Origin of the sequence: Emticicia oligotrophica DSM 17448 (assembly GCF_000263195.1) — a bacterium.
GTDB lineage: Bacteria > Bacteroidota > Bacteroidia > Cytophagales > Spirosomataceae > Emticicia > Emticicia oligotrophica.
In genome coordinates this window covers 3,810,416-3,832,945 of the sequence record NC_018748.1, presented here as the reverse complement: position 1 = coordinate 3,832,945, position 22,530 = coordinate 3,810,416, and the positions used below count along the sequence as shown (strand labels likewise).

Genomic DNA, 22,530 nt, shown 5'->3' with positions numbered 1-22,530 from the left:
TCAAAAAATGAGGTAATTACCTCATAATTTTACTCTTTATTGAATTATAATGACACAAAGCACTTCGAATACATCCTATTTAAAGCAATTAGATGGACTGAGATTTTTGGCAGTAACAATGGTTTTGGTTGACCATTGGTCGGGCGATATGCTTCAATTTCCCATAAGTTATTTAGGAGTTTGTATGTTTTTTGTATTGAGTGGATTTCTGATTACAAGAATTTTATTGCAATCAAAACAAAAAGATGAGGAAACTGGTGGCAAGCATAATAAATCAATCAAAAAGTTCTTTATTCGTAGAACCATTCGCATCTTTCCTATTTACTATCTCACAATTTTGGTGCTTTTTTTATTAAATATTGAACCAGTAAGAGAAAAAATATGGTGGTATCTAACCTATTCTACCAATATTTATATTGCGATTAAACAAACTTGGTTAGGTTCAAGCGACCATCTTTGGTCATTAGCTGTTGAAGAACAATTTTACTTGTTTTTCCCTTTTATAGTCTTTTTTATTTCTTCAAAAATACTACCTAAAGTTCTCTGGGGCTTTATATTCTTGTCAGTTGGGCTTCGTTTGTTTTTCTATTTGAATGGAACTGCTTGGATGACTCCCTACGTACTTACGCCAACTTGTTTGGATGCTTTTGGAATGGGCGGTTTGCTTGCATATTTCTATTTCCATAAAAGTGAAAAACTGAAGCAAATTATTACCAATAAAATTTGGTTAATGATAAGCTTGCTATTATACATTGGAATTGTAATTTGGGGCAAGCAATTTCCTGAGGGTCATAATATCATTACGGTAGTTTTTTTGAGACTTTTTGAATCGCTATTTTCATTGTTTTTTGTCGGAAATGCAGTATATGGTTTTGAAGGAACAACCAAGAAAATCCTTGAAAATCGAGCATTTGTATATATAGGCCGAATCAGTTACGGGATTTATATCTACCATAAGTTTATTTATAATCATTACCACAATTCACCAGCCAACCCTGTAGTTAAATTATTAAATAAACTGCCATTGATTGAGCAAAATATGACCTTGAAAATTATTTTCTTGTATTTAATTACAATTGCGGTAGCAACAGTTTCTTGGTATGTTATCGAAAAACCGATTAATAATCTCAAAGAGAAATTTAACTATTAGCTTCAAATCATTTAATGATTTTTCTAACCGTTTTTTTCTCGCCATCTAAAACTTGTAGAAAATAGAGGCCTGCCTCGTAATTACTTAAATCAATTTGAAAAGTTTCAACATTGACATTTTGTTTTTCTATTTCTTGTAGGATTCTCCCATTTTGATTAAATAAATCAATCTTAATCGTCCGAGCTTGAGCTTGATTAGGAATAGCTACATTCAATAAATTCTCTACTGGATTAGGGAATACTAAAATCTCAAAAATATTTTCAGGAAGCGACTCAGTTCCCGTCACTAAACCAGTCAAACCATTTACCTGCCATCCAATCGTGTATAAACAATTAAGTAACAAATCACCAGGAGTATGATTCACTTCGGCAGCACGTACATTGGGGGTCATTAATGAATTTGCCGAACCTACTGGATAAGTACCTTCGTCAAAGTGCGAAAAACTTGAACCGCTTTTGAAAGTGGCAGGTGCATAAAGCCTCGGTAAACTATTGGCCAACGCAGAATTCTTCACACCAAAGTAAAGAACATTACTAGTTAAAGCAGTTTTTAAATCAGTTGAGGGATTCCCATAAATCCCAGTATTAGTTAGATTTACTTTTTTTGAATCTTTCATATAGACATCAAAAATATAAGCACTTCCTAATTGCCCATATTGCCCTTGCGTATCATTATTAATTACGGTCATTGAAGAAGAGAAACCCAAACCATGAGAAATTTCGTGCAAAAGCACTGTGACCATATCAAATTTTCCAGCAACAACCTGAGCATTAGTAAGATATGACCAATTGATATTCGCATTCAATGATATGAACATATCGTAATCTCCTGCGTTTAAATCTTTCCCAGAAAGTGCCTCAGCTAATGGCGTGGGATACCAAACATTTGCATAAGGTAAGTTAGGGGTAGAAGAACTGAGCTTATAAACACGAGCAGCATAAGTTTCAGCAAGCACATTATTAGCTAAACTTTTAGACCAAGTAGCCTTGATTCTGATTGTTTGTGAAGAAACTAAGTATTTCTCCCACAGAGAGATGGCATATTCAAAAGGGACTTTTGCTTGTTCAGGAAAATCAATGTAGGTGACTTCAATATTAGAGGTAGCTGCTAATCTACTTTTGGCAAAAGTAGCATTATCAGGCAATACTTGTGTAAAACTATTCTCAGGGTTAAAATAACATACTACTGGTATCGCAGGCATTGAATCTTGTGCAATAGTTGACAACTCAATGAAGATTAGTATAGTAAGTGTTAAGAAAACCCTCATAATAAAATGATTACAATAAGTAAATATTTTAATTGTAAGACGAAAAACTTCATTGAAAGATTGCATAAAACTAAAAAAACTCTCCTAAATAAAGGAGAGTTTGGTTGTTCTTGAATGGTATTAAAACCATCGAATGAATGAAAATAATCTATCCTGACAAATTTTTTGAATCCTTAAAATGACTTTTAGTCTCAATTCTTCTTTTGTTTCTTTAGCATTTACTTTTTTCAAATAAACTGTAAAGTAATTTACATATTCCAAAAAGTATGCCAAGGAAAAGTAGTTATAAAACGCTTATCTAAACTCTTTTACAAATGGAGAATAACCTAAAGCAAGGAAATTACGTTGTTTTTCTCGAGCTGATTCATTGGTTTTCAGCAAACCAAAATAAACTTTGTAATAAGTTTTTTCAGGATTATTCACTGTATAAATAAATAATTGTCTTTTTTCGGCATCTCCTTTTTTTACAATTTTCAAAGCATATTCTTTTGCCAAACTTAGGTCTGAAAAAGAAGCTAATTGTAGAGCATAACCAATTAAATCTCTTTTTTCTTTAACATAAATAAAGTTGTCATCAACAATTTTTGGTTTGTCAACTCCAATTTCTTTCGTAATTTTTGTCAAATCATGACTAAATTCTTCTATTTCGATTGCCGGAGTCAAACTACTAATTTTTGAAGCTTCAGCATAGCTTGTTTCTTCATTAGTAGAATTAACCATTAGAATCTTACCAGAATTATCTACAAATAGAACTTCGTGGCCTTGATTACCAAAACTTGCCAATGAAAACCCTAAATTAACGAGTGTGAGAATTAGAGATAACAGAACTTTTTTCATGTATTTTTAAATTTGTATTTGAATAATTGAGTGCAAACTCCGTGCTAGACTTGTTTCTTAGCAGAAAAAAAATGAAATTTGAAGAATAATTCTTTAACCTATTTGATGAACTGTTTACTTCAAATTAAGACTTTGTGGGTCTTTATTAATTTAATGGCTAAAAAAAGCATCTTAACTTGAATATCTACTTTGATTTATGAAGAACCACATTCCCTTCCCTGCATTAGGACAAAGCAGGGCTATCGTTGAACGAGTTACTCCTGAAATTGATGGCGGCCGCTTTGCAGTAAAAGCAATTATCAATGAACTTATTACGGTTGAGGCAGATATTATTATTGATGGACATGACCACTTAGCAGCAAGATTGATGTATAAGCATGAGTCTGAAAAAGAATGGAGTGAAGTGGTCATGCATAGCATGGGTAATGACCGTTGGGTTGGACGCTTTGTTGCAAGTAAGCAAGGTTTTTATGCTTACACTGTTGAAGCATGGGTCGACCACATTGCTAGCTGGCAACATGAAGTTGACCTAAAAGTACGTGATGGACAACATCTGAAAGTGGAGCTTATGCAAGGTGAGCTTTTTTTGAAAGGAATGGCGAAATTGGCCAAAGGTGATGATAAAAAAGCAATTCAAGAAGCAGCTAAAATAATGGCCAATGAGAGTAGATATAACGAAGCTATTCAAATTGCAATGAGCGACCAAATGCACGAGTGGCTTACAAAATACCCAGAACGCCAATCTGCATATAGATACCAAGAGCTTAAACTTTATGTTGACCGTGAAAAAGCTGGTTTCTCAGCTTGGTATTCACTTTTCCCTCGTTCGGCAGCTCGTGAAGTTGGTAAACACGGAACATTTAAAGATGTTGAGGCACTACTACCAAGAATTGCCGAAATGGGTTTCGATGTCCTCTACATCCCTCCTATTCATCCAATCGGAAAAACTAATCGTAAAGGAAAAAATAACACCGTCAACGCTGAAGAAGGAGATTCGGGCGTGCCTTATGGCATTGGTTCGGAAGAAGGTGGTCATACGGCTATTCACTCAGAACTTGGTACTTTAGACGACTTTAAGCATTTAGTACAAGCGTGTTTGAAATTCGATATAGAAATTGCGATGGATTTAGCCATTCAGTGTTCGCCTGACCACCCGTGGGTTAAAGAACATCCAGATTGGTTTAAGATTTTACCTGATGGTAGCATTAAATATGCTGAAAATCCACCAAAAAAATACCAAGATATTTACCCTGTAAATTTTGAAACTGAAGATTGGCAAAATCTTTGGCAAGAATTAAAATCGGTAATTATGACTTGGGCAGAATGGGGTGTCAGAATCATCAGAGTTGATAATCCACACACTAAATCGTTTTGTTTTTGGGAATGGGTTATTGCTGAAGTCAAAAAGGATTATCCTGATATGATTTTCTTAGCAGAGGCCTTCACAAAACCCAAAGTCATGCAACAATTGGCGAAATTAGGTTATACACAGTCATATACTTATTATGTATGGCGAACGAGCAAGGCTGAAATCATTGAGTATATGACAGAACTAACGAAGGGGGAAATGAGACATTATTTCCGTCCAAATTTCTGGCCAAATACACATGATATAAACCCATATATGCTACAAGGAGGGCACGAGCCATTGTTCTTAATTCGCTACTTTATGGCGGCTACATTAGTTGGAAATTATGGTATTTTTGGTCCATCTTATGAGTATTTGTATCACGCCCCATATCCAAATAAAGAAGAATACGCTTTTTCAGAAAAATACGAAATTAAATGGTGGAATTGGGAGCATAGAAATAAACTCACTTATATTATTTCACAAGTTAACCGAATTAGAAAAGAAAATACCGCATTCAGAAATACCAATAATTTAGATTTTTGTTCCATTGATAACGAGCAAATATTAGCATACTTGAAAACAGCCTCCGATGGCAATCGTATCTTGTGTGTTACAAGCTTAGATGGTTATAATCGCCAAGGTGGGCTTGTAAAAATTCCGCTTTGGAAAATTGGTAAAAACGAGTGGGAAAGTTATCGTGTTCATGACTTGCTTACTGGAGCAACATATATTTGGAAAGGAGACACCAACTACGTCGAGCTTGACCCTCAAATTCTACCGTTCCATCTTTTTAGAATCGAAGATATTTAAGCGAATTTAGCAAGAAATCTCACCCATTGCTTTCAGTTAAAACTGACGGCAATGGGTGGGGTCTCTTATTAATTTAAATTCAAACAAAATTAGAATCATTATCCAAGTTAATCATTACATCCACCAATAGTAGCATTTATAATCGTCCCAAACTCAGCTTGGAAACCTGCATTCAGTAGAATACTCCCTCCTGCCCTTAGACTTACATTTGCACCTGATATTATCTGATTACTAGCATTTATCTTTCCCATTGCATGAAATCTTTTATTTTCTGCACTAATGGTATCGTATAAATTTCTTTCAAACCATGTCACATTCATTGTAAAAGTCTTCGTTTTTTGAACACTTTTTTCAGTACAAGTAGCTGAATAAACTTCAGATTCAGAAATATTATTCAATTGAAAGCTTTTTCTATTTAAACCATTCGACCAATTTATTTCTCCATCACAACCTTCAGCAACTAATGTAAAATTGTAAAAGGGTATCACACAAGCTGGACTTTCCAAAGCATTAAATGAGGTTTTTACCACCCAAAAATCAACTTCACCCTTTGAATTATCAGTTTTATCACTCATGATATCTGAATTAGAATTTCCAATAAATACAAATCCAAGGTCATCTGATGGCAATAAAAATTGTTGACCCCAAAAATATAAATTGCCCGTTCCAATTCGCTTATCCCAATATTTTATTCCATCTTCATTGATGGCACATACCCATAAATCCATATCACCTCTGTAGCCCTCTGAAATATCTCCTCCAATATTTGAAATTGTATTTCCTGCTAATAAATATTTCCCATCTATTGTTTTGTATATCGAAGGAATACCTTCACTCCCATATCCGCCATATCTTTTATCCCATAATCTGTTGCCACTCCTGTCTATTTTTAATAACCAAAAGTCGTTATAACCAATTGCGGGAGCAGCCATATCACCGTCTTGGAAAGTATTATCGGCCAAACTACTTATGAAAATATTTCCATCATCAGTTTTTACCAAAGACGGAAACCTTTCACTACCTGTACTACCATATTTTTTATCCCACAAAATACCTCCACTATTATTCATTTTTACTAACCAAATATCATTATCTCCTCTATTCGGCGAGTTTATATCTCCACCCGTTCCTGCTAAATATGAGTTTAATCCAACATAAATATCACCATTTTCAAATTGTAACAGACTAACAATACTTTCGTATTTACTTCCACCTATTGTTTTATCCCACAATTGATTACCAAGTGAATCAATTTTCACTAACCAACCATCAAAGCCAGTTCGTAAATTTTCAGTCTTTTCACCACCATTATTAGAATCTGACTCACCACCTAATAAAAACCCACCATCAATCGTCGGAATCATCATATTTAAGAAATCATTTCCGTTTCCGCCAAATCTTTTATCCCACAATTTATTACCATCTGCATCTATTCGTAATACCCAGTAATCAATTGAAAGCCCTCCATTTGGGTATCGATGTGCATCTTGAGATTTATCGCCACCTTGTAATGAGTTCGAAGTACCACCAATAAGAAAACCGCCATCTAAGCATTTTACAATTGCCTTTGCTCCATCAGCCCCTGCTCCGCCGTAGGATTTATCCCAAGTCTTAGTACCATTTTTATCTATTTTAACTACCCAAAAATCAGAACCACCATTGTTTGAGGACATTTTATTACCAGAAATACCTGAACTTGTATTTCCAGCCATCACATAGCCTCCATCTATCGTTTTTTCAATGCAATAGGCATAATCATCCGAATTTCCACCAAAAGTGTTATCCCACTTCTTACTAGGCCCAGTACCACCAAGATTATTAGGGTACAATTTAATTTGGAAATTATCTTGAGCAATGCAAAAGTTAATTGTAGTTAAAAGTAAAAAAATGAAAGCTTGTAGGAGTTTATTCATGTAAATCTATTTGTTATGCTTTATTTTGTATTCATTGACCTTGACAGGTTATGATACTCAATGGTTGTAAAACTAATTATTTTTTTTCCAATGCCTACATTTCCAGTTATCAGTTCAAATCTTTCTCCATATCATTTATCTTTATTTGTGCGGGAAAAATATAATCTAAGTAATCATTCAACTTGTGTTTTATTGAAAGCAGGCATCAATCATACTTATTTAATTAAAGATGGGGAATTAAAATTAATATTTAGGGTATATAGCTATAATTGGAGAACAGAAAGCGAAATTTTGGAGGAAATAAAGTTACTAAATCTTTTAAAAAGCAATGGTATTTCTATTTCTTACCCGATACTAGATATTTCAGACAAATACCTACAAACTATTGAAGCTCCTGAGGGAAAGCGATTTGCTTTGATGCTTTCTTATGCCGAAGGAGAAAAACTTTTAAATTATGCCGAAGAATTACATTTTGAGGTTGGCGTATTAATGGCCAAAATACATCAAACAAGCATAAATATTTCCTTAAAACGCATTGATTATCATGCACAAAGCCTCATAGGTAAAATCTTTGATTACCTTCCCACTTTCCTCTCAGAAAATTCGGAAGAAATGAATTTTATGCGTTCGACACAAGCTTATTTATGGAAAGAATTTGATAAAATAGATGATTCACAATTAAGAAAAGGTGCGGTTCATTTGGATATTTGGTTTGATAATTTGAATATTTCAAGAAATGGAGAAATAACAATTTTCGATTTTGATTTTTGTGGAAATGGGTGGCTTTGTTTAGATATTGCCTATTATGTATTACAACTCTACAGCACAGAAAAAGATATATCCATTTGCGAATCAAAAGTAAAAAGCTTTTTAGCTGGTTATGAAACAATTACACCAATTTCAGCCGAAGAGCAAAGAATTTTGCCAATGCTTGGTATTAGTCTTTACTTTTTCTACTTAACCATTCAATGTCAAAGATTTGATAATTGGTCTAATACTTTTTTAAACGAAATGTATCTTAAGCGATTTATTAATTTACTAATTAAACGATATTTCGATTTGAATACCTCAAGCATTGATTAGTTTTTGGCTTATTCAAAACATTTACTACTTTTATCCTAAAAGCATCTAATACATGGCAAAACTACCATTATATGATTTTCTAACTGAAAAAGATATTATCTCAACAGAGAAAGCTTCCGAAATCAGAAATCATGATTCAATGCAACCTTTTTCAATTTATTGGGAGCTAAGGCTATTGCTATATCTTGGGGTAATGTTTCTGAGTTCAGGATTGGGTATTTTGATTTACGAAAATATTAATACCATTGGACATAATATCTTAATTGGTTTCATTGCTATTCTTTCTGCGGGTTGCTATTTCTACGCTTTCAAACATCGTAAATCGTTTACTTGGCAAGAAAACCAAGAAACTAATAATCTTGATGACTTCGCACTGATTGGTGGTTGTTTAACCTTTCTCACACTTGAAGGTTATTTACAATATCAATACACTTTATTTGGCACAAGCTACGGAATAGCGGCATTTTTGCCAGCAATTTTATTTTTATTATGTGCTTATATTTTCGACCATCGTGGCGTTTTATCCATGGGTATAACTGCTTTTGCATCGTGGGTTGGTATTAGCATCACTCCTCTACGATTATTAAAAAACAATGATTTTAATAGTGAAAATATTATTATCACTGCATTATTTTTAGGCTTCTTTCTTATTATCATTGGATGGAGCTCAATAATGAAATCACTGAAGAAACATTTTAGTTTTACCTATTTCTTATTTGGAGGAAATTTAGCTTTTATTGCGGCACTTGCAGGGCTCTTTACTTTTGACTATAAATTTATTTATGGTTTAATTGTTGCCCTTTTAAGCTTTTTAAGTATCAAATATGCCCGAACAATACACTCTTACTTATTTTTACTAATGGGGGTAATTTATGGTTATATTGCCTTTACCTATGCAACTTTTGAACTATTACCCAATGAAATAGGCCCATATTTGTATATGTCATACTTTATGCTTTCTGGTATGGGAGTAGTTTTCTTTTTAATTAAAATCAAACGAATTGTAAGACAAAAAAATGAAAGCTTATAACGAAACTTGGGTAGATAATATTAGCTACAGAAAAACTGTAGATGATTGGTATTCTAGAAACTTGATTAGTTCTATTCAACACCAAAAAGCATATGACACTCTACCAATTGGATTTCATCAATCAAATGTTTTTATTAAAATTGGACTTTTTCTATTTACTTGCATTGTTGCTTCTGCTGCATTGGGCTTTATCTCTTTATTTTTACTTGAAATATTGTCTGATACTACGTTTTCCTATTCTGTAATCAGCCTACTTTATGCTTTTGTATTTCTATTTTTTTTAGAATACTTCATCAAAAAAAATAGCTTTTATCGTTCTGGTGTTGATAATGCACTACTTTATGCCACAATTTGTGCATTTTTTGTAGCCATCATTGGTTTTTTAGAAATCAACATACCTATTTGGAGTTATTGCTTAATTGCTGTAATTATCTTATTACCAGCCCTAATTCGTTATGCAGACCCACTTGTAGCATTGGGACTTTATCTTTCACTAATAGGGCTTTGTTTTTTTTCTATTACACAATACAATCTCGGCAAAACCATTATTCCATTTGTAATTATATTAGTTTCAGGAGCTCTCTACCTGACTAATGATTTTTGGGCAAAAAAGGTCCAAAACTACTATTATCAAGATTGTCAGACTATTATCGAAGTACTTACACTTATTACATTCTACTTAGGCGGAAACTATTTTATAGTTCGCGAAGGAAATGCATTTTTAAACGACTTAGACGTATCTGTACAAATAACTTTTGCACCACTATTTTGTATATTCAGTACAATAATCCCCATTTTATATATTATTTGGGGTTTGTTTAAGCATAATCGTTCGATGCTTGTCGTAGGCATGGCAGCTTTGGGATTCGCAATATTTACATTTAGATTCTATAATTCTTTCATTCCAATCCAATGGGCATTATGCATTGGTGGAAGTTTATTAATATGTCTATGTATTATTGCAATACGCTCTTTAAAAGCAGCAAAATTTGGCATAACTTCTGAAGCAATTGGTGTAAATGAGTTAAAAAACTTAGAAGCATTTATAGTGAATCAAGCACTACAACAACCCACCCAACCAAATAAAGTACAGTTTGGGAAAGGTGATTTTGGTGGAGGTGGTAGCGGTAGTAATTACTAAATTTGAATACTATGGTTCAGATTTGAAGATTAATAAACATGGAACTCAAAGAAATAAACATATCAGCTAAGGAAATCCCTAAAGAAGTCAAAGGCTTTGTGTTAAGCCCCTATTTCGGTGATGGCCTACGTATTACCTTTGGGGTATTATTACCAAGTTTAATTCTTGCCCAATTCGGTCTTTTAAAAATAGGAATTACTTTTTCATTGGGTGCTGTTTGTGCAAGTATTGCCGACTCTCCTGGGCCTATCACTCACCGAAGAAATGCAATGTTTCTTACAATTGCTCTTGTTTCTGTCATTTCACTAATTACTAGTTTATGTAGTGGTTCAATCATACTATCTGGCCTTCTCGTAATAATTCTTAGTTTTTTGTGCTCAATGCTTTATATCTATGGGCTACGAGCAGCTTCTATTGGAATTGCCGCATTATTGGTAATGATTATTGGTATTGACGATATTCGTTCTCTTAATGAAATTTTGTTTTATTCACTTTATATTCTAATTGGTGGAATATGGTATGCACTGCTGAGTTTATCAATTTACCAAATAATGCCCTACCGGTTAGCACGATTAACCTTAGCCGAAGCTATTTCAGAAGTTGCTAACTTTATGCGAATAAAGGCTGGTTTTTATCAAGTTGGTATGGACTATGATGCCAATTATAAAAAATTAATCGATGCACAAATTACAGTCAACGAAAAAATTGATGCCGTTAGAGAACAACTTTTTAAAAATCAAAAAATTGTTGAGGAAAGAACCCAAGAAGGGCGTTTACTACTAGTTATTTTCGTTGATATAGTTGATTTATATGAACAAATAATTTCAACCTTTTATAATTATCAGAAACTTCATAAACAATTTGATTCGACCGGCATACTAACCGATTTTGAGCATTTTTTAAATCTTCTTGCTGAACAAATCAACGAAATAAGTGCTTCGCTAAAAGATGGAAGTAGGCCACATTTGAACTTAATGATTCCTAAAAAACTAGATAATTTAAGGTCGAAAATTGAAGAAATTGAAAAAGAAGATTTCCAAAATACAAGCGATTTACCCAATGGGATTGGCATTCAAGCATTGAAAAATATTGAATTAAACATTGAAAACATTCTACTAAGAATTAAAAAAATCAATGCTTATTTTAGAGCTAAACAACAAAAAAAGCTTATTCGTAATGATTTATCAACGAATGCCTTTACAAATAGTCAAGTATATGATTTAGATACATTTTTTGATAATTTGAATCTAAAATCTGAAAACTTTAGGCACGCTTTACGTGTGACTGGTATGATGCTTGTTGGATTTATCATTGCAAAATCAACCCAACTTTTACATAGTAACTGGATTCTATTGACCATTATGGTTATTATGAAACCAGCCTATAGCCTAACAAAAGAACGTAACCTTGACAGACTCATCGGAACAATTGCAGGTGCATTGATTGGGATGATTATTCTAAATTACGTAAACGATAATCGCTGGCTCTTTGCAATTTTATTAGTTTGTATGCTCGGCACATACAGTTTTCAACGTAAAACCTACCTTGTAAGCGTAGTTTTCATGACTCCGTTTATTTTAATCTTATTTGAATTTCTGGGTATGGGAAGCAGGGCCTTACTCATTGAAAGAATTTATGATACCGCAATTGGCGGTGGCCTGGCCTTTGTTGGAAGTTATATCTTTTTACCTCATTGGGAACATAAAAAACTAAAAAATACACTCATAGAAATGCTTGAAGCTAATTTGGCTTACTATCATCAAGTTTCACAAATGTATTTTGGTGAAGAGTACAAACGTGTGCCTTATAAAATAGTAAGAAAAGAGGTTTTCGTTAGAAGTGCCAATTTGGCATCAGCACTACAACGAATGCTTTCCGAACCAAAACATAAACAAATTAGCATCAATGAAGTACATAAATTTTCAGTACTAAATCATTTATTTTCATCTTACGCAGCTACTTTAGCTCTTTATTCGAGAGAACATTTTAATACGCTTCCAGACATTTCTGGACTTGCAACAATTACACAACATACAGAAATATTATTAAAAGAAGCGATAAAAGTGGTTGAAAAAAGTGAATTTGTAGAAAATGATAATATTAAAATATTGAAAATAACATCTTTAAATGATGAAAAAGATGAAAGTGCTATTCTTATTAGTGAGCAATTTATGAATATCCAGAAAGTAGCTTTCGATATTTGTAAAATCTCCGAAAGAATTGAACTTTAGGCAGCAAAGCACGTAATAATTATAGTAGTTCCTTTATCAACCTCACTTTCAACTCTGATAGTACCATTATTTCGTTCAATCAATTCTTTTACCAACACCAAGCCCAATCCTGTACCCTGTTCTCGGGCGGTTCCTAATGTTGAATCAGATTGGTTCAATTCAAAAAGTTTAAGTAATTTCTCTTTAGGAATTCCTACTCCATTATCAGTAACTTTGATAATGGCTTCGTGGCCTACTTCACTAAATTCAAATCTTATAATCCCATTTTCTTTGGTAAACTTAAGTGCATTCTGCAATAAGTTTCTTATGACAATTCTTAGATGATTACTATCAAATAAAATCTCAGCATATTCAGGTATTCTATTATGGACGGCAATATGTTTTGCCTCTAAAAGCGGATAAAAAACTTGAATTTTAGTTTCTATAATTTCCGATAACTTAACCGCTCCTATTTGAGGTTTTATTGCGTCCATTTGTGTGATTGTCCAATTTAATACATTATCAAGTAAATTATTTACATTACTAAGTTGTATATTAAGCCTATTTACAGATTCCGAAAACTCTTCCTGAGTTAATGCTCCCCAGTTGATAAGCATCAAGTAATTTTTGAGGCTTGCTAATGGTGAGCGTAAATCGTGCGAAAGGATTGCTAATAGTTTATTTTTAGTAGCATTAAGTGCAGCTAAGGCTTCTTTTTGAGCATTAATTTCCTGTCGTTTTTTCTGGAGAAATACAGCAAAACTAATGAAAATGATTAAAATCAAAGAAATAGCCAACATTATTATGAGCTGTTGTCTTTTCTCTATTTCTAAAATGGCAATTTCACTTTCTTTCTTTTCCAAATCCATTGCAGCCTTCAACTTGGTTAATTGAACTTTCCCATCTTGTGTCTGCCTTTTATCTCTCAACCATAAAAGAATTTCAGTTAGTTGTTTAGAGGCTTCGTTAGCCTCTTTAAACTGACCTTTCTTCTCATATAGGCCTTGCAAATTTTTTACAAGAAAAAATAAATGAAAGGTATCTATTTTGGGTTTATTAATTTCAATTCTAAGACATTCTTTAAAAGTCTGTTCAGCTTCTTTATACCTTTTTAATTTTGTCTCAAAACGACCAACATCATTCATGTAAACAAATAACCCTTTGGTCTTTTTTAAGAGTGGTCGTGCATCTGAAAGTTTTTTATAGAAGCTATTCGCTTCTTTCATTCTTTTCTGAGACTCGAGTAAATCACAGTAGTCTAAAACTCCAGAAAACCATTGGTCAATATCATTTTTCCTAGATATTTCCAATGCCTCCCTTAAATAAACCTCACCCTTGGCAAATTCTTTCTTCCCTACTAAAAAATTAAATAATATAGCTCTAATATCGTGTTGTATCTTCCAATCATTCGACTTACTGGCGTACTCTAATGCTTTTTGATACAATTCACCGGGATTACCCGTATTTTGATGTCCAGCAATGATTCCAGTTAGTTGATAGCACCTAGCTAAATACAAATAAGAATTACAAGCCTTTGCGGCATCAATACCCTTTGTAAGCCATTCTAAAGCAACTTTATCATCTTTTACATAATATATATTAATATATCCTAGGCCATACATCGCCTGAGCAACAAAATACAAATTCTTAATTTTTTTTGCTAAAGAATAGGATTGGTTTACGAAAAAAATAGCAGAATCAGGATTTTGGTATTCATACTTCATCCCCAAGTCATACAATAATTGGCACTTAGTTGTATCGGCAATTTTTTGTGAAAGTCTTTGCTTAAGGTAAAGAATATCATCTGCTTTTGCAGAAAAATGAACTAGATACAACAATAGGAAAACAACTCGAAAGTTCTTCATCTAAAATCTAAAGTCTATCAATTTGTCCTACTTATCAATTTTCCTTCAATATGTTTCCGTGTTACTTGCATACGATATTGCTCTCCAATTGGAATAATTGTTCCATCAACTAAAATCAGCTCACTTTTTGTGATGAGATTAATAGCTGAACGATTTACAATATACGACCGATGCACTCTAAGAAATCTATCCCCCTTGAGTTGTTCTTCCATTTTTGCAATAGAAAGTATAGGTAAAAATGATTTACTTGTTGTAACAATCTGCAAAAAGTTTTCTTGGGATTTCATATAAAGCACTTCGCGGTATTCTATCTGCACGTAGTTTAGATTTTCACGGATAAAAAAATAAGGCTCAGCATTCGCAGATTCGGGCGGATGAATCATCCTTACTTTAACTCTTTCTATACTTCGAATGAAACGTTCAAGATCTATTGGCTTTAATAAAAAGTCAATTGGAGATACTTCATAACAGTCTAAGGCATAATTAGGGTGAGCAGTTACGAAAATTACCAAGGGAGGAATTCGAATACTTTTTACTAATGCCAAACCTGTCATGTCAGGCATCTCAATATCGCAAATTAGTAAGTCTACTTCCACTTCGGCCATTTTCCCATAAGCTTCCATAGCTGAACTGCAAACACCCACTAGCTCTAAGTTAGGATTCATCTGGACAAACTTCGAGAGAATAGTTTGCCAATCAGGATTATCATCTACAACTAAAGTATTAATCTTCATTCTTTATTTACAATAATAGGCAGGTTACTTAATTAGTTTTCATGTACAAATGGCGTATGTTAATCTACAAAATAGGTCATTCTGTAAACTATTAAAATTTGGATTTGTCCAAATATAGTGCAATCCTTAATTTTGACAAATAATTTCTTTATATAAGTAAAAAAAATATTTGTTGCATATATTTTGATACCTTTAATAAATGAACAAAGCAGAACTAATCCGAGAAATTTCAAATAAAACCAGTATTAGTTTTGAAGAAACAACTTTAATTATTGATTCATTATTTGAAGTTATTAAAGAAGAAGTTCATAAGCAAAAAAAAATTACTTTTAAGGGCTTCGGAGCCTTTTTTCAAAAAAAGAGGGCTACCAAAAAAGTACAATTAATAAAAGAGAAAAAAACAATCACATTGGCTGAACACTATATACCAGCTTTTAGTGCATCAAAGACATTAAAAGTTACAGAATAATTGCTATTGAGTTTTTCGTATCCAAAAAGTAAACTTAAAAAAAGAAAACTCCCAAAACAACCTGTATTTCACAAAACGTAAAAGTATTCACTTTTGCGTTTTCTTATTTTATAGCCTCTATATCTACATCTGTATTACTCTCTTTCCAATAAACACGTAGTACCTTTGCATGTACACCAATGTTTTCAAAATACTGTAACCATGAAAGCTGTTGGTTTGAAAGATTATCGGTAGGTGATTTTACTTCTACAAAACAATAGCTATCGTTATCCCAAATAAATAAATCAGGAAACCCACGCAGATTTTCTACTAAATTTTTCGACATTTCGTGAAGAATATTCTTCAATGCTTCAAATTCTATCAATTCTACCGCTTTCCGTACAAGTAACCAAATTTCATCTATCCAAACTACAAAAGGGTTTGCAATGCCATTTTTTGATTCATATCGTTCGCCCATATAAACCAATAAATCTTGTACATCACTAAACGAATCTAAGTGATTGAGTATAATGTCTTTACGTTTTTCATAAAAATCAGGTAAATATAAATCGGATGGGCGTCTTTGGAATGGGTGGTGAAACGCCACCAAACTCGGGTCAAAAACAATATCCCAAAAAACTAATCCAAAAATAGCACGCCAAAGATGATTCTCAGAAAAAACCGCCAATTTACCCTCTTGTTGGTAATAATCAACTACTCCCATTTCAACTTGGTGCCTAAACTCACGCGAAATGGTAATAGACTCTGCCTGATGCAACCAAGAAGTTGTACTTTTTTTAGTTTTCTTTTTTGTGTTGAGTTTATTCAAAAAATCAATTGCATAAAATTTTTCATCGGCATTCTTCGGATATTCAATCATTTGTTGACACATCGAAAAAGCTTCATCAATATGATTTAACTTTTGTAAAGTACGAACTTGTCTTTCTCGGGAAGGGACTTGTTCTGTAAGTCGATAAACTTGAAGAGCTTCATCTAAAAGCTTACTTCTTTCTAAGAATGTAGCCACCTTTATTATTAATCGCTCGTATGAAGGCTTGGCCACCTCACTCAATTCATGGGTAGTCTCAGCAAAATTCATAAACCAATCGTATATTTCTAGTGGCGGAGCCGTTTCTTTTAGCTGGTTAAATAATTCATTTTGGTCTGTAATTAACCATTTATCTTCGGCATCTTTACGTGTATTAAAACGAGCTACGAGTTTATCATCATCATGACTTTCATATTGGATTAATCCCATATCTCTTACCACAAACTCAGTCATATCAAGATAGCGATTTCCAAAAAATAAGAACTTCATGAAAGTTGTTTCAAACTCAAAACAAACTTTTATGATAGGCTCTAAAGCATTAAGTTTTTCAACGATAAATTCAAACGGGAAAGTTTGGAGAATTGCCTCTACGAGTTCATCTTTTTTTAGTTTTTTCTGTTCTTTAGACAAGTCCGTAAATTGAGAAACTAATTCTTTAGCATTCAAAATACCCAAAATTTCCTTGCTAAATGTTTCGTGTTTGCTTGCCTTTAAATTTTCGATAAACTCACGCTCCAATAATTCATTTAAAAGTGCAGGAATATCAGTCAATTCGGCGTAAGACAATTTATTTATTCGAAAGAAAAGCCCTCTCCTATTCGTAAAGCGAATAAAAAGACATTGAGCATCTTCACTCAAACAGTAGTATTTCCGAAGGAAACGCCATTCATTTTCATTGAGGATATGACGGTACTTTTCTTGAACAAAATCAAGAACATAGTTGAAATATTCGAGGTAATATTTGGGTGGGAGTTCGTTTTGAATCACTTTTTTTGAGCATGAGAATCAATCTAAAAACTATTACTAACACATTTTGGTTCGGTCAGATAATTTATAGTTTTATTTTCAAACCATCGTAGGCAAGTCTAATATTTGAAGGCAACTCTTGCTCAACTATGCTATGAAAGCCCATTTTATGACTGATGTGCGTAAGATAAGTCGTTTCAGCATTTACTTTTTGGGCCACTTCAATAGCTTCTTCCAACGTAAAATGCGAAATATGTTTTTGTCGTTGAAGAGCACCCAAAACTAATACTTTAGTACCATAAACTTTTTCAAGTTCCTCTTCAGAAATAAAGTTTACGTCTGTGATATAAGTAAAATCATTAACTCGATAGCCTAATACTGGTAAGCGATGATGTAATACTTCTATAGGTAGAAAATCAACACCTTTGATTGAAAATGGTTTATTTTCAATTTCATGAACATTAATTAGAGGAACGCCCGGGTATTTTTGTTCATCAAAAGCATAAGCGAATTCTCTTTTGAGTTGATTTAAAACTCTTGGATGTCCGAAAATATCTAAATGTTGAATCCCGTGAAGATAATTATAAGGTCGAATATCATCCATACCAGCAGTATGGTCTTTGTGCTCGTGCGTATAAATTACGCCATCAATGTGAGGGATTCGCTCTCTAAGGGCTTGTTGGCGAAAATCGGGGCCAGTATCAATTACAAAGCTTTTATTATCAACTTCAATCCAAACCGATACTCTAAGGCGTTTGTCACGGTAGTCTAACGAATTACAAACCTCACACCCACACGTAAGTACCGGTATACCGCCTGAAGTACCTGTTCCGAGAAAAGTTACTTGCATTTTAGTTTGAATATATAGATAAGTAAATGATAGAATGGATGTTCAAATAAATTCTAACAAGATATTCTATCATTTACTTATTTGTAAGAGGTGGCAAACCACTAAAAAAAATTACTCAGTAAGTCCTTTAACAACATCAACTAATCTATCGAAATTCAAAGGTTTCATTAAAGCATCATTAAAACCTGCCTCTTTGAAATCAGTATCTGTATAGTTTTTTGCATTGCCAGTGATAGCCACAACTGGAAGTTGAGATTTTTTAGAGTCACTGAGCTGACGAATAGCCTTTACACATTCCATACCATCCATAATAGGCATATTGATGTCTAGCAATAAGATGTCAAAATCTTCTTTATCGAGCAATTGCATCACTTGTTCGCCATTTTTCACGGCAGTAATTTCAAAGTTTTGAAATTCCAAAATCTTTTTGGCTAAGTTTTGAATCACTGAGCTGTCTTCGGCAATTAATACTCGTTTCATTGGATAAGAAAAAGTGTTTTAAATAAAATGGTCCTGATAGATTTTGGTGTAAATATAAGGAAAGATGAAGTTCTACAAAATCAAAACTATGGATAATTTCTAAACATTTATCAATAAGTACGAAAAAAAGTCTTATTTGAACAAATTTTTACTTTTTACTTAAAATATTCATAAAATTTTGCTTGATTCGTGTTCAAATTGAAATTTTATTGATTTTTAAAACTTCCAATGAATCGAATAATTCCCACTGGAAAAAAAATATATTTTGCTTCAGATTTTCATCTAGGAGCACCTTCCCCTGCCGAAAGTCTGAAAAGAGAACGTATCATCATTGATTGGCTTGAGAACATCCGACACGATGCGGAAGTGATTTTTCTCGTTGGTGATTTATTTGACTTTTGGCATGAATATAAATATGTTGTCCCTAAGGGCTCGGTTAGATTCTTAGGGAAACTCGCTGAATTATCAGATTCGGGTATCGAAATAATTATATTTCTAGGAAATCGAGATATGTGGATGAGTGATTACTTCGAAACTGAACTTAAAATTCAAACCATACGAAAACCCCGAGTTTTTACTTTTAATCAAAAAACATTTTATGTGGGTCATGGAGATGGCCTTGGTGCAGATGACATGGGTTACAAAATTTTGAAAGTAATTTTTGAAGGAAAATTACCAAGATTTTTGTTCGGCAGAATCATGCACCCTAATCTCGGAATGAAACTTGGACTTTTATGGACAAAAAACAGTTGGAAAAAGAAACGTAAACCTGAACAATTCAAAGGAGAGGAAAAAGAACATTTAGTGCAGTATTCTAAAAGAATAGAAGCTCAAAATCACCATGATTTTTATGTTTTCGGTCACCGTCATACTGTAGTCGAAATGGATATTTCATCAAATGCCAAATATTTCAACTTAGGCGATTGGATATGGCATTATAGCTATGCTGTTTTTGATGGTGAAAAAATGCAACTACATAATTATCAACCTAAAGAATGATTTTCTTAAGCGTAAGAAATAAGCCTTTCACCGAGTAATGAATTATTCAATACATTTTGTTTCATTGCTTCTTGGAAAATATTCAGTTTAAAAGTTTGTTTGATGCTTTGTAACTGATTATAACTGTGACAATCTGTACCCCAAAAAACTGCTAGATTTTTACTGATGATAAACTCCGCAATTTCCTGAGCTTGTTTCGAATAATAACCTGTTAGCGAGCCTATATTTAGCTGAAAAATAATCCCATTGAGGATCAAACGTTCTATGATATTTTTATCTTGTAAACTTATGTATCTTTCAGGGTGAGCTAATACAGGTGTGTAACCTGCTTGTCTAATTTTGGTGGCGGCTTCAATAATGCAAGAAACCTTAGAAACAAACGAAACCTCAAATAACAAATATTGCCTACTTCCGCCAAAAGTAAGAACCTCACGGCGTTCGATTAATCTAAATAAATTATCTTCAACATAATATTCAGCGGCAGCTTCCAGCTCCATCTGAATATTTTGCTGTAAAAGTGTAGATTTTAAAATTTGAAGAGAATTGAGTATGCCTTCTGTTGTATTATTATAATACCCAGACATTACATGTGGCGTTAGTATAAGCTTACGATAACCGATATCATACATTTCTTGGATAATCTCAATACTCTGCTCTATATCAGTAGGACCATCATCTAATTGTGGGAGTAAGTGTGCGTGTATATCAACTCTCAAGTGGCTATTTTGAGTATTAGTTTCTTTACTCAAATCGCCCCTTCTAAATATCGACTTAAACATTATGGATGGTTTTATTGATTTCTTTGGTTTCAATCAACACCCTAAAATAATTAGGGTGTTGACTAGCTGATGAGTCCCAAGACCATGCCAAATACCTACTCCGGTAAATAAAAATAGCAAGCGGTAGTATACGCTTGCTATAAATGATTTTGCAGTAATTATTTACTTAAATTACTATTTTGGTATAATTTATGATAGCATAACATTAAAAACCTTTCGAAATAAGCTCCTTGAATGTTGGTAATTCTAAATCTTTCTCCGAAACGTTCGGATTCGTAATTCCCCAATCAATATTCAAATCAGGGTCATTCCAAATAATTCCACCTTCTGCGGCTTTATTATAAATATTTGTACATTTATAGGTAAAAATCGAATCCTCTAAAGCAGCAAAGCCATGAGCAAAACCTTCGGGAATAAATACCATATTTTGCAACTTTGAATCGAGAACAAAACGTTCGTATTTTCCAAAAGTTGGCGAGTTTGGACGAATATCTACTGCAACATCAACTACCTTTCCAGTAATAACCCTAACTAATTTTCCTTGAGAATAAGGTTGGCTTTGGAAATGTAAACCTCTTAAAACTCCAGCAGTAGAAAATGATTGATTATCTTGTACGAATGTAAAAGGAATTCCGTTTTCAGCAAAAATATTGTGTCTATATGATTCGAAGAAATGACCACGGGCATCGCCAAAAATTTTAGGAAATATTTCGATAAGTCCTTCGATACTTGTTTTTCTAAACTCCATTATGATGGTTAATTTTTGAGTAGAATAATTTATATTTGGATTTACTGTACGATATAGGTATTTATATTTTCACTACAAAAGTAATATTTAGTAAATAAAATCATTTTATTTTTCTGATTAAATCACATAAATTATAGAAATTTGCTCAAAAATCAGTAGATAATGACAAAACAACAGCTTTTCGAGCAAATTACTCAAAAAAACTCTTATTTGTGTGTAGGTCTTGATACCGATATCAAAAAAATACCTTCGCACCTCCTCAAAGAAAAAGACCCAATTTTTGAATTTAATCGCCAAATCATAGACGCTACTGCTCAGTTTGCCGTTGCTTACAAGCCAAACATTGCATTCTACGAAGCTTTGGGAGCTAAAGGTTGGGAAAGTCTTCAAAAAACGATTGAATACATTCCTGAAGAATGTTTCACGATTGCAGACGCCAAACGTGGAGATATTGGGAATACCTCAAGTCTTTATGCTCGAACATTTTTTGACAAATCTTCTTCTGGATTAGATTTTGATTCGGTAACGGTTGCTCCGTATATGGGTAGCGACTCTGTTATTCCATTCTTAGAGTTTGAAGGGAAATGGGTAATTCTTTTAGCTCTTACATCTAATGATGGTGGTGATGATTTTCAGCAATTATTAGTCAATAGTGAGGAATCTGAAATAAAAAATCTATACCAACAAGTAATTTTAACTTCACAGAAATGGGCTGATAGCGAACGAATGATGTATGTAGTGGGTGCGACAAAAGCAGATAAACTACTTAAAATCAGAGAAATAGCACCTGAACATTTCTTACTCGTTCCGGGAATTGGGGCACAAGGAGGAAGCTTAGAAGAGGTATCAAAATATGGAATGAATAAACAATGTGGTTTACTGGTTAATTCTTCAAGAGCAATTATTTATGCTTCTTCTGGAGATGACTTTGCAAAAGTTGCAGCCCAAGAAGCTCAATTAGTGCAAGAAGAAATGGCAAAATATTTACAAATGTATTTGTAATTTTTGCTCAAATTTTCCAAATTGTTCGACTAATCCAA

General features: G+C 33.2%; 19 protein-coding genes. 9 read left to right on the top strand and 10 right to left on the bottom strand.

What is annotated here, in order from left to right; all coding sequences use genetic code 11:
* Positions 1-49 precede the first annotated feature (49 nt).
* Entirely contained in the window at positions 50-1,150 is a 1,101-nt protein-coding gene (locus tag EMTOL_RS15815; protein ID WP_015030315.1) for an acyltransferase family protein, read from the top strand.
* Positions 1,151-1,157: 7 nt separating this feature from the next.
* On the opposite strand, the gene EMTOL_RS15810 is transcribed toward EMTOL_RS15815, so the two are convergent.
* Positions 1,158-2,417 carry a T9SS type A sorting domain-containing protein gene (locus EMTOL_RS15810; RefSeq protein ID WP_015030314.1) on the bottom strand — a complete coding sequence of 420 codons (1,260 nt, stop codon included), beginning with the start codon at positions 2,415-2,417 and terminating at the stop codon, positions 1,158-1,160.
* A 294-nt stretch (positions 2,418-2,711) separates the two neighbouring features.
* On the bottom strand, positions 2,712-3,254 hold the full coding sequence (locus EMTOL_RS15805; protein ID WP_015030313.1) for an SPOR domain-containing protein: 543 nt from the start codon (positions 3,252-3,254) through the stop codon (positions 2,712-2,714).
* 196 nt (positions 3,255-3,450) lie between these two features.
* On the opposite strand from EMTOL_RS15805, the gene EMTOL_RS15800 reads away from it, so the two are divergent.
* The gene (locus EMTOL_RS15800) at positions 3,451-5,415 is read left to right on the top strand and encodes an alpha-1,4-glucan--maltose-1-phosphate maltosyltransferase (protein ID WP_015030312.1); all 1,965 of its coding nucleotides are present in this window, start codon (positions 3,451-3,453) and stop codon (positions 5,413-5,415) included.
* Positions 5,416-5,522: 107 nt separating this feature from the next.
* Here EMTOL_RS15800 and EMTOL_RS15795 read toward each other — a convergent pair whose 3' ends face one another.
* Positions 5,523-7,328 carry a 3-coathanger stack domain-containing protein gene (locus EMTOL_RS15795; protein WP_015030311.1) on the bottom strand — a complete coding sequence of 602 codons (1,806 nt, stop codon included), beginning with the start codon at positions 7,326-7,328 and terminating at the stop codon, positions 5,523-5,525.
* A 90-nt stretch (positions 7,329-7,418) separates the two neighbouring features.
* Here EMTOL_RS15795 and EMTOL_RS15790 point away from each other — a divergent pair, with 90 nt between their 5' ends.
* Genes EMTOL_RS15790 through EMTOL_RS15775 form a run of 4 tightly spaced genes read left to right on the top strand, consistent with a single transcriptional unit; the run spans position 7,419 to position 12,813 of the window.
* On the top strand, positions 7,419-8,411 hold the full coding sequence (locus EMTOL_RS15790) for a phosphotransferase (RefSeq protein WP_015030310.1): 993 nt from the start codon (positions 7,419-7,421) through the stop codon (positions 8,409-8,411).
* A 52-nt stretch (positions 8,412-8,463) separates the two neighbouring features.
* Complete coding sequence (locus EMTOL_RS15785) at positions 8,464-9,441, top strand: DUF2157 domain-containing protein (RefSeq protein ID WP_015030309.1); 978 nt, start codon at positions 8,464-8,466, stop codon at positions 9,439-9,441.
* On the top strand, positions 9,428-10,582 hold the full coding sequence (locus EMTOL_RS15780) for a hypothetical protein (protein WP_015030308.1): 1,155 nt from the start codon (positions 9,428-9,430) through the stop codon (positions 10,580-10,582). Before EMTOL_RS15785 ends, EMTOL_RS15780 begins: the two co-directional genes overlap by 14 nt.
* A 38-nt stretch (positions 10,583-10,620) precedes the next feature.
* Positions 10,621-12,813, top strand: coding sequence for an FUSC family protein (locus EMTOL_RS15775; protein ID WP_015030307.1), 2,193 nt, complete (start codon positions 10,621-10,623; stop codon positions 12,811-12,813).
* Here the strand turns inward: EMTOL_RS15775 and EMTOL_RS15770 are convergent.
* Together EMTOL_RS15770 and EMTOL_RS15765 are read right to left on the bottom strand one after the other, a co-directional pair.
* The gene (locus tag EMTOL_RS15770; RefSeq protein WP_015030306.1) at positions 12,810-14,657 is read right to left on the bottom strand and encodes a sensor histidine kinase; all 1,848 of its coding nucleotides are present in this window, start codon (positions 14,655-14,657) and stop codon (positions 12,810-12,812) included. The genes EMTOL_RS15775 and EMTOL_RS15770 overlap by 4 nt on opposite strands.
* Positions 14,658-14,674: 17 nt before the next feature.
* Positions 14,675-15,391 carry a LytR/AlgR family response regulator transcription factor gene (locus tag EMTOL_RS15765; RefSeq protein WP_015030305.1) on the bottom strand — a complete coding sequence of 239 codons (717 nt, stop codon included), beginning with the start codon at positions 15,389-15,391 and terminating at the stop codon, positions 14,675-14,677.
* Between the two features lie 199 nt (positions 15,392-15,590).
* Here EMTOL_RS15765 and EMTOL_RS15760 point away from each other — a divergent pair, with 199 nt between their 5' ends.
* Entirely contained in the window at positions 15,591-15,860 is a 270-nt protein-coding gene (locus EMTOL_RS15760) for an HU family DNA-binding protein (protein WP_015030304.1), read from the top strand.
* Positions 15,861-15,963: 103 nt separating this feature from the next.
* Here the strand turns inward: EMTOL_RS15760 and EMTOL_RS15755 are convergent, their stop codons facing one another.
* From EMTOL_RS15755 to EMTOL_RS15745, 3 genes are all read right to left on the bottom strand, one after another.
* The gene (locus EMTOL_RS15755) at positions 15,964-17,655 is read right to left on the bottom strand and encodes a VRR-NUC domain-containing protein (protein ID WP_015030303.1); all 1,692 of its coding nucleotides are present in this window, start codon (positions 17,653-17,655) and stop codon (positions 15,964-15,966) included.
* 64 nt (positions 17,656-17,719) lie between these two features.
* Positions 17,720-18,484, bottom strand: coding sequence for an MBL fold metallo-hydrolase (locus tag EMTOL_RS15750; RefSeq protein WP_015030302.1), 765 nt, complete (start codon positions 18,482-18,484; stop codon positions 17,720-17,722).
* Between the two features lie 111 nt (positions 18,485-18,595).
* Positions 18,596-18,964, bottom strand: coding sequence for a response regulator (locus EMTOL_RS15745; protein WP_015030301.1), 369 nt, complete (start codon positions 18,962-18,964; stop codon positions 18,596-18,598).
* A gap of 228 nt (positions 18,965-19,192) precedes the next feature.
* Between EMTOL_RS15745 and EMTOL_RS15740 the strand changes: the two genes are divergently transcribed.
* A complete protein-coding gene (locus EMTOL_RS15740) occupies positions 19,193-19,963 on the top strand; it encodes a UDP-2,3-diacylglucosamine diphosphatase (protein ID WP_015030300.1) in 771 nt (256 codons plus the stop codon).
* A 5-nt stretch (positions 19,964-19,968) separates the two neighbouring features.
* Here the strand turns inward: EMTOL_RS15740 and EMTOL_RS15735 are convergent, their stop codons facing one another.
* Positions 19,969-20,742, bottom strand: a complete 774-nt coding sequence (locus EMTOL_RS15735) for a tyrosine-protein phosphatase (protein WP_015030299.1) — start codon at positions 20,740-20,742, stop codon at positions 19,969-19,971.
* 205 nt (positions 20,743-20,947) lie between these two features.
* On the bottom strand, positions 20,948-21,490 hold the full coding sequence (gene rfbC, locus EMTOL_RS15730; protein ID WP_015030298.1) for a dTDP-4-dehydrorhamnose 3,5-epimerase: 543 nt from the start codon (positions 21,488-21,490) through the stop codon (positions 20,948-20,950).
* A gap of 162 nt (positions 21,491-21,652) precedes the next feature.
* Between rfbC and pyrF the strand changes: the two genes are divergently transcribed.
* Positions 21,653-22,492: an orotidine-5'-phosphate decarboxylase gene (gene pyrF / locus EMTOL_RS15725; RefSeq protein WP_015030297.1), complete on the top strand. Its 840-nt coding sequence runs from the start codon at positions 21,653-21,655 to the stop codon at positions 22,490-22,492.
* The last annotated feature ends 38 nt before the right edge of the window (positions 22,493-22,530 follow it).

Coding starts and splice junctions, on each gene's coding strand:
- EMTOL_RS15775 (WP_015030307.1), top strand. CDS start 10,621: ATGGAACTCAAAGAAATAAACATATCAGCTAAGGAAATCCCTAAAGAA.
- EMTOL_RS15770 (WP_015030306.1), bottom strand. CDS start 14,657: ATGAAGAACTTTCGAGTTGTTTTCCTATTGTTGTATCTAGTTCATTTT.
- EMTOL_RS15810 (WP_015030314.1), bottom strand. CDS start 2,417: ATGAGGGTTTTCTTAACACTTACTATACTAATCTTCATTGAGTTGTCA.
- EMTOL_RS15760 (WP_015030304.1), top strand. CDS start 15,591: ATGAACAAAGCAGAACTAATCCGAGAAATTTCAAATAAAACCAGTATT.
- pyrF (WP_015030297.1), top strand. CDS start 21,653: ATGACAAAACAACAGCTTTTCGAGCAAATTACTCAAAAAAACTCTTAT.
- EMTOL_RS15750 (WP_015030302.1), bottom strand. CDS start 18,484: ATGCAAGTAACTTTTCTCGGAACAGGTACTTCAGGCGGTATACCGGTA.
- EMTOL_RS15735 (WP_015030299.1), bottom strand. CDS start 20,742: ATGTTTAAGTCGATATTTAGAAGGGGCGATTTGAGTAAAGAAACTAAT.
- EMTOL_RS15780 (WP_015030308.1), top strand. CDS start 9,428: ATGAAAGCTTATAACGAAACTTGGGTAGATAATATTAGCTACAGAAAA.
- EMTOL_RS15765 (WP_015030305.1), bottom strand. CDS start 15,391: ATGAAGATTAATACTTTAGTTGTAGATGATAATCCTGATTGGCAAACT.
- EMTOL_RS15745 (WP_015030301.1), bottom strand. CDS start 18,964: ATGAAACGAGTATTAATTGCCGAAGACAGCTCAGTGATTCAAAACTTA.
- EMTOL_RS15740 (WP_015030300.1), top strand. CDS start 19,193: ATGAATCGAATAATTCCCACTGGAAAAAAAATATATTTTGCTTCAGAT.
- EMTOL_RS15795 (WP_015030311.1), bottom strand. CDS start 7,328: ATGAATAAACTCCTACAAGCTTTCATTTTTTTACTTTTAACTACAATT.
- EMTOL_RS15800 (WP_015030312.1), top strand. CDS start 3,451: ATGAAGAACCACATTCCCTTCCCTGCATTAGGACAAAGCAGGGCTATC.
- EMTOL_RS15790 (WP_015030310.1), top strand. CDS start 7,419: ATGCCTACATTTCCAGTTATCAGTTCAAATCTTTCTCCATATCATTTA.
- rfbC (WP_015030298.1), bottom strand. CDS start 21,490: ATGGAGTTTAGAAAAACAAGTATCGAAGGACTTATCGAAATATTTCCT.
- EMTOL_RS15805 (WP_015030313.1), bottom strand. CDS start 3,254: ATGAAAAAAGTTCTGTTATCTCTAATTCTCACACTCGTTAATTTAGGG.
- EMTOL_RS15815 (WP_015030315.1), top strand. CDS start 50: ATGACACAAAGCACTTCGAATACATCCTATTTAAAGCAATTAGATGGA.
- EMTOL_RS15785 (WP_015030309.1), top strand. CDS start 8,464: ATGGCAAAACTACCATTATATGATTTTCTAACTGAAAAAGATATTATC.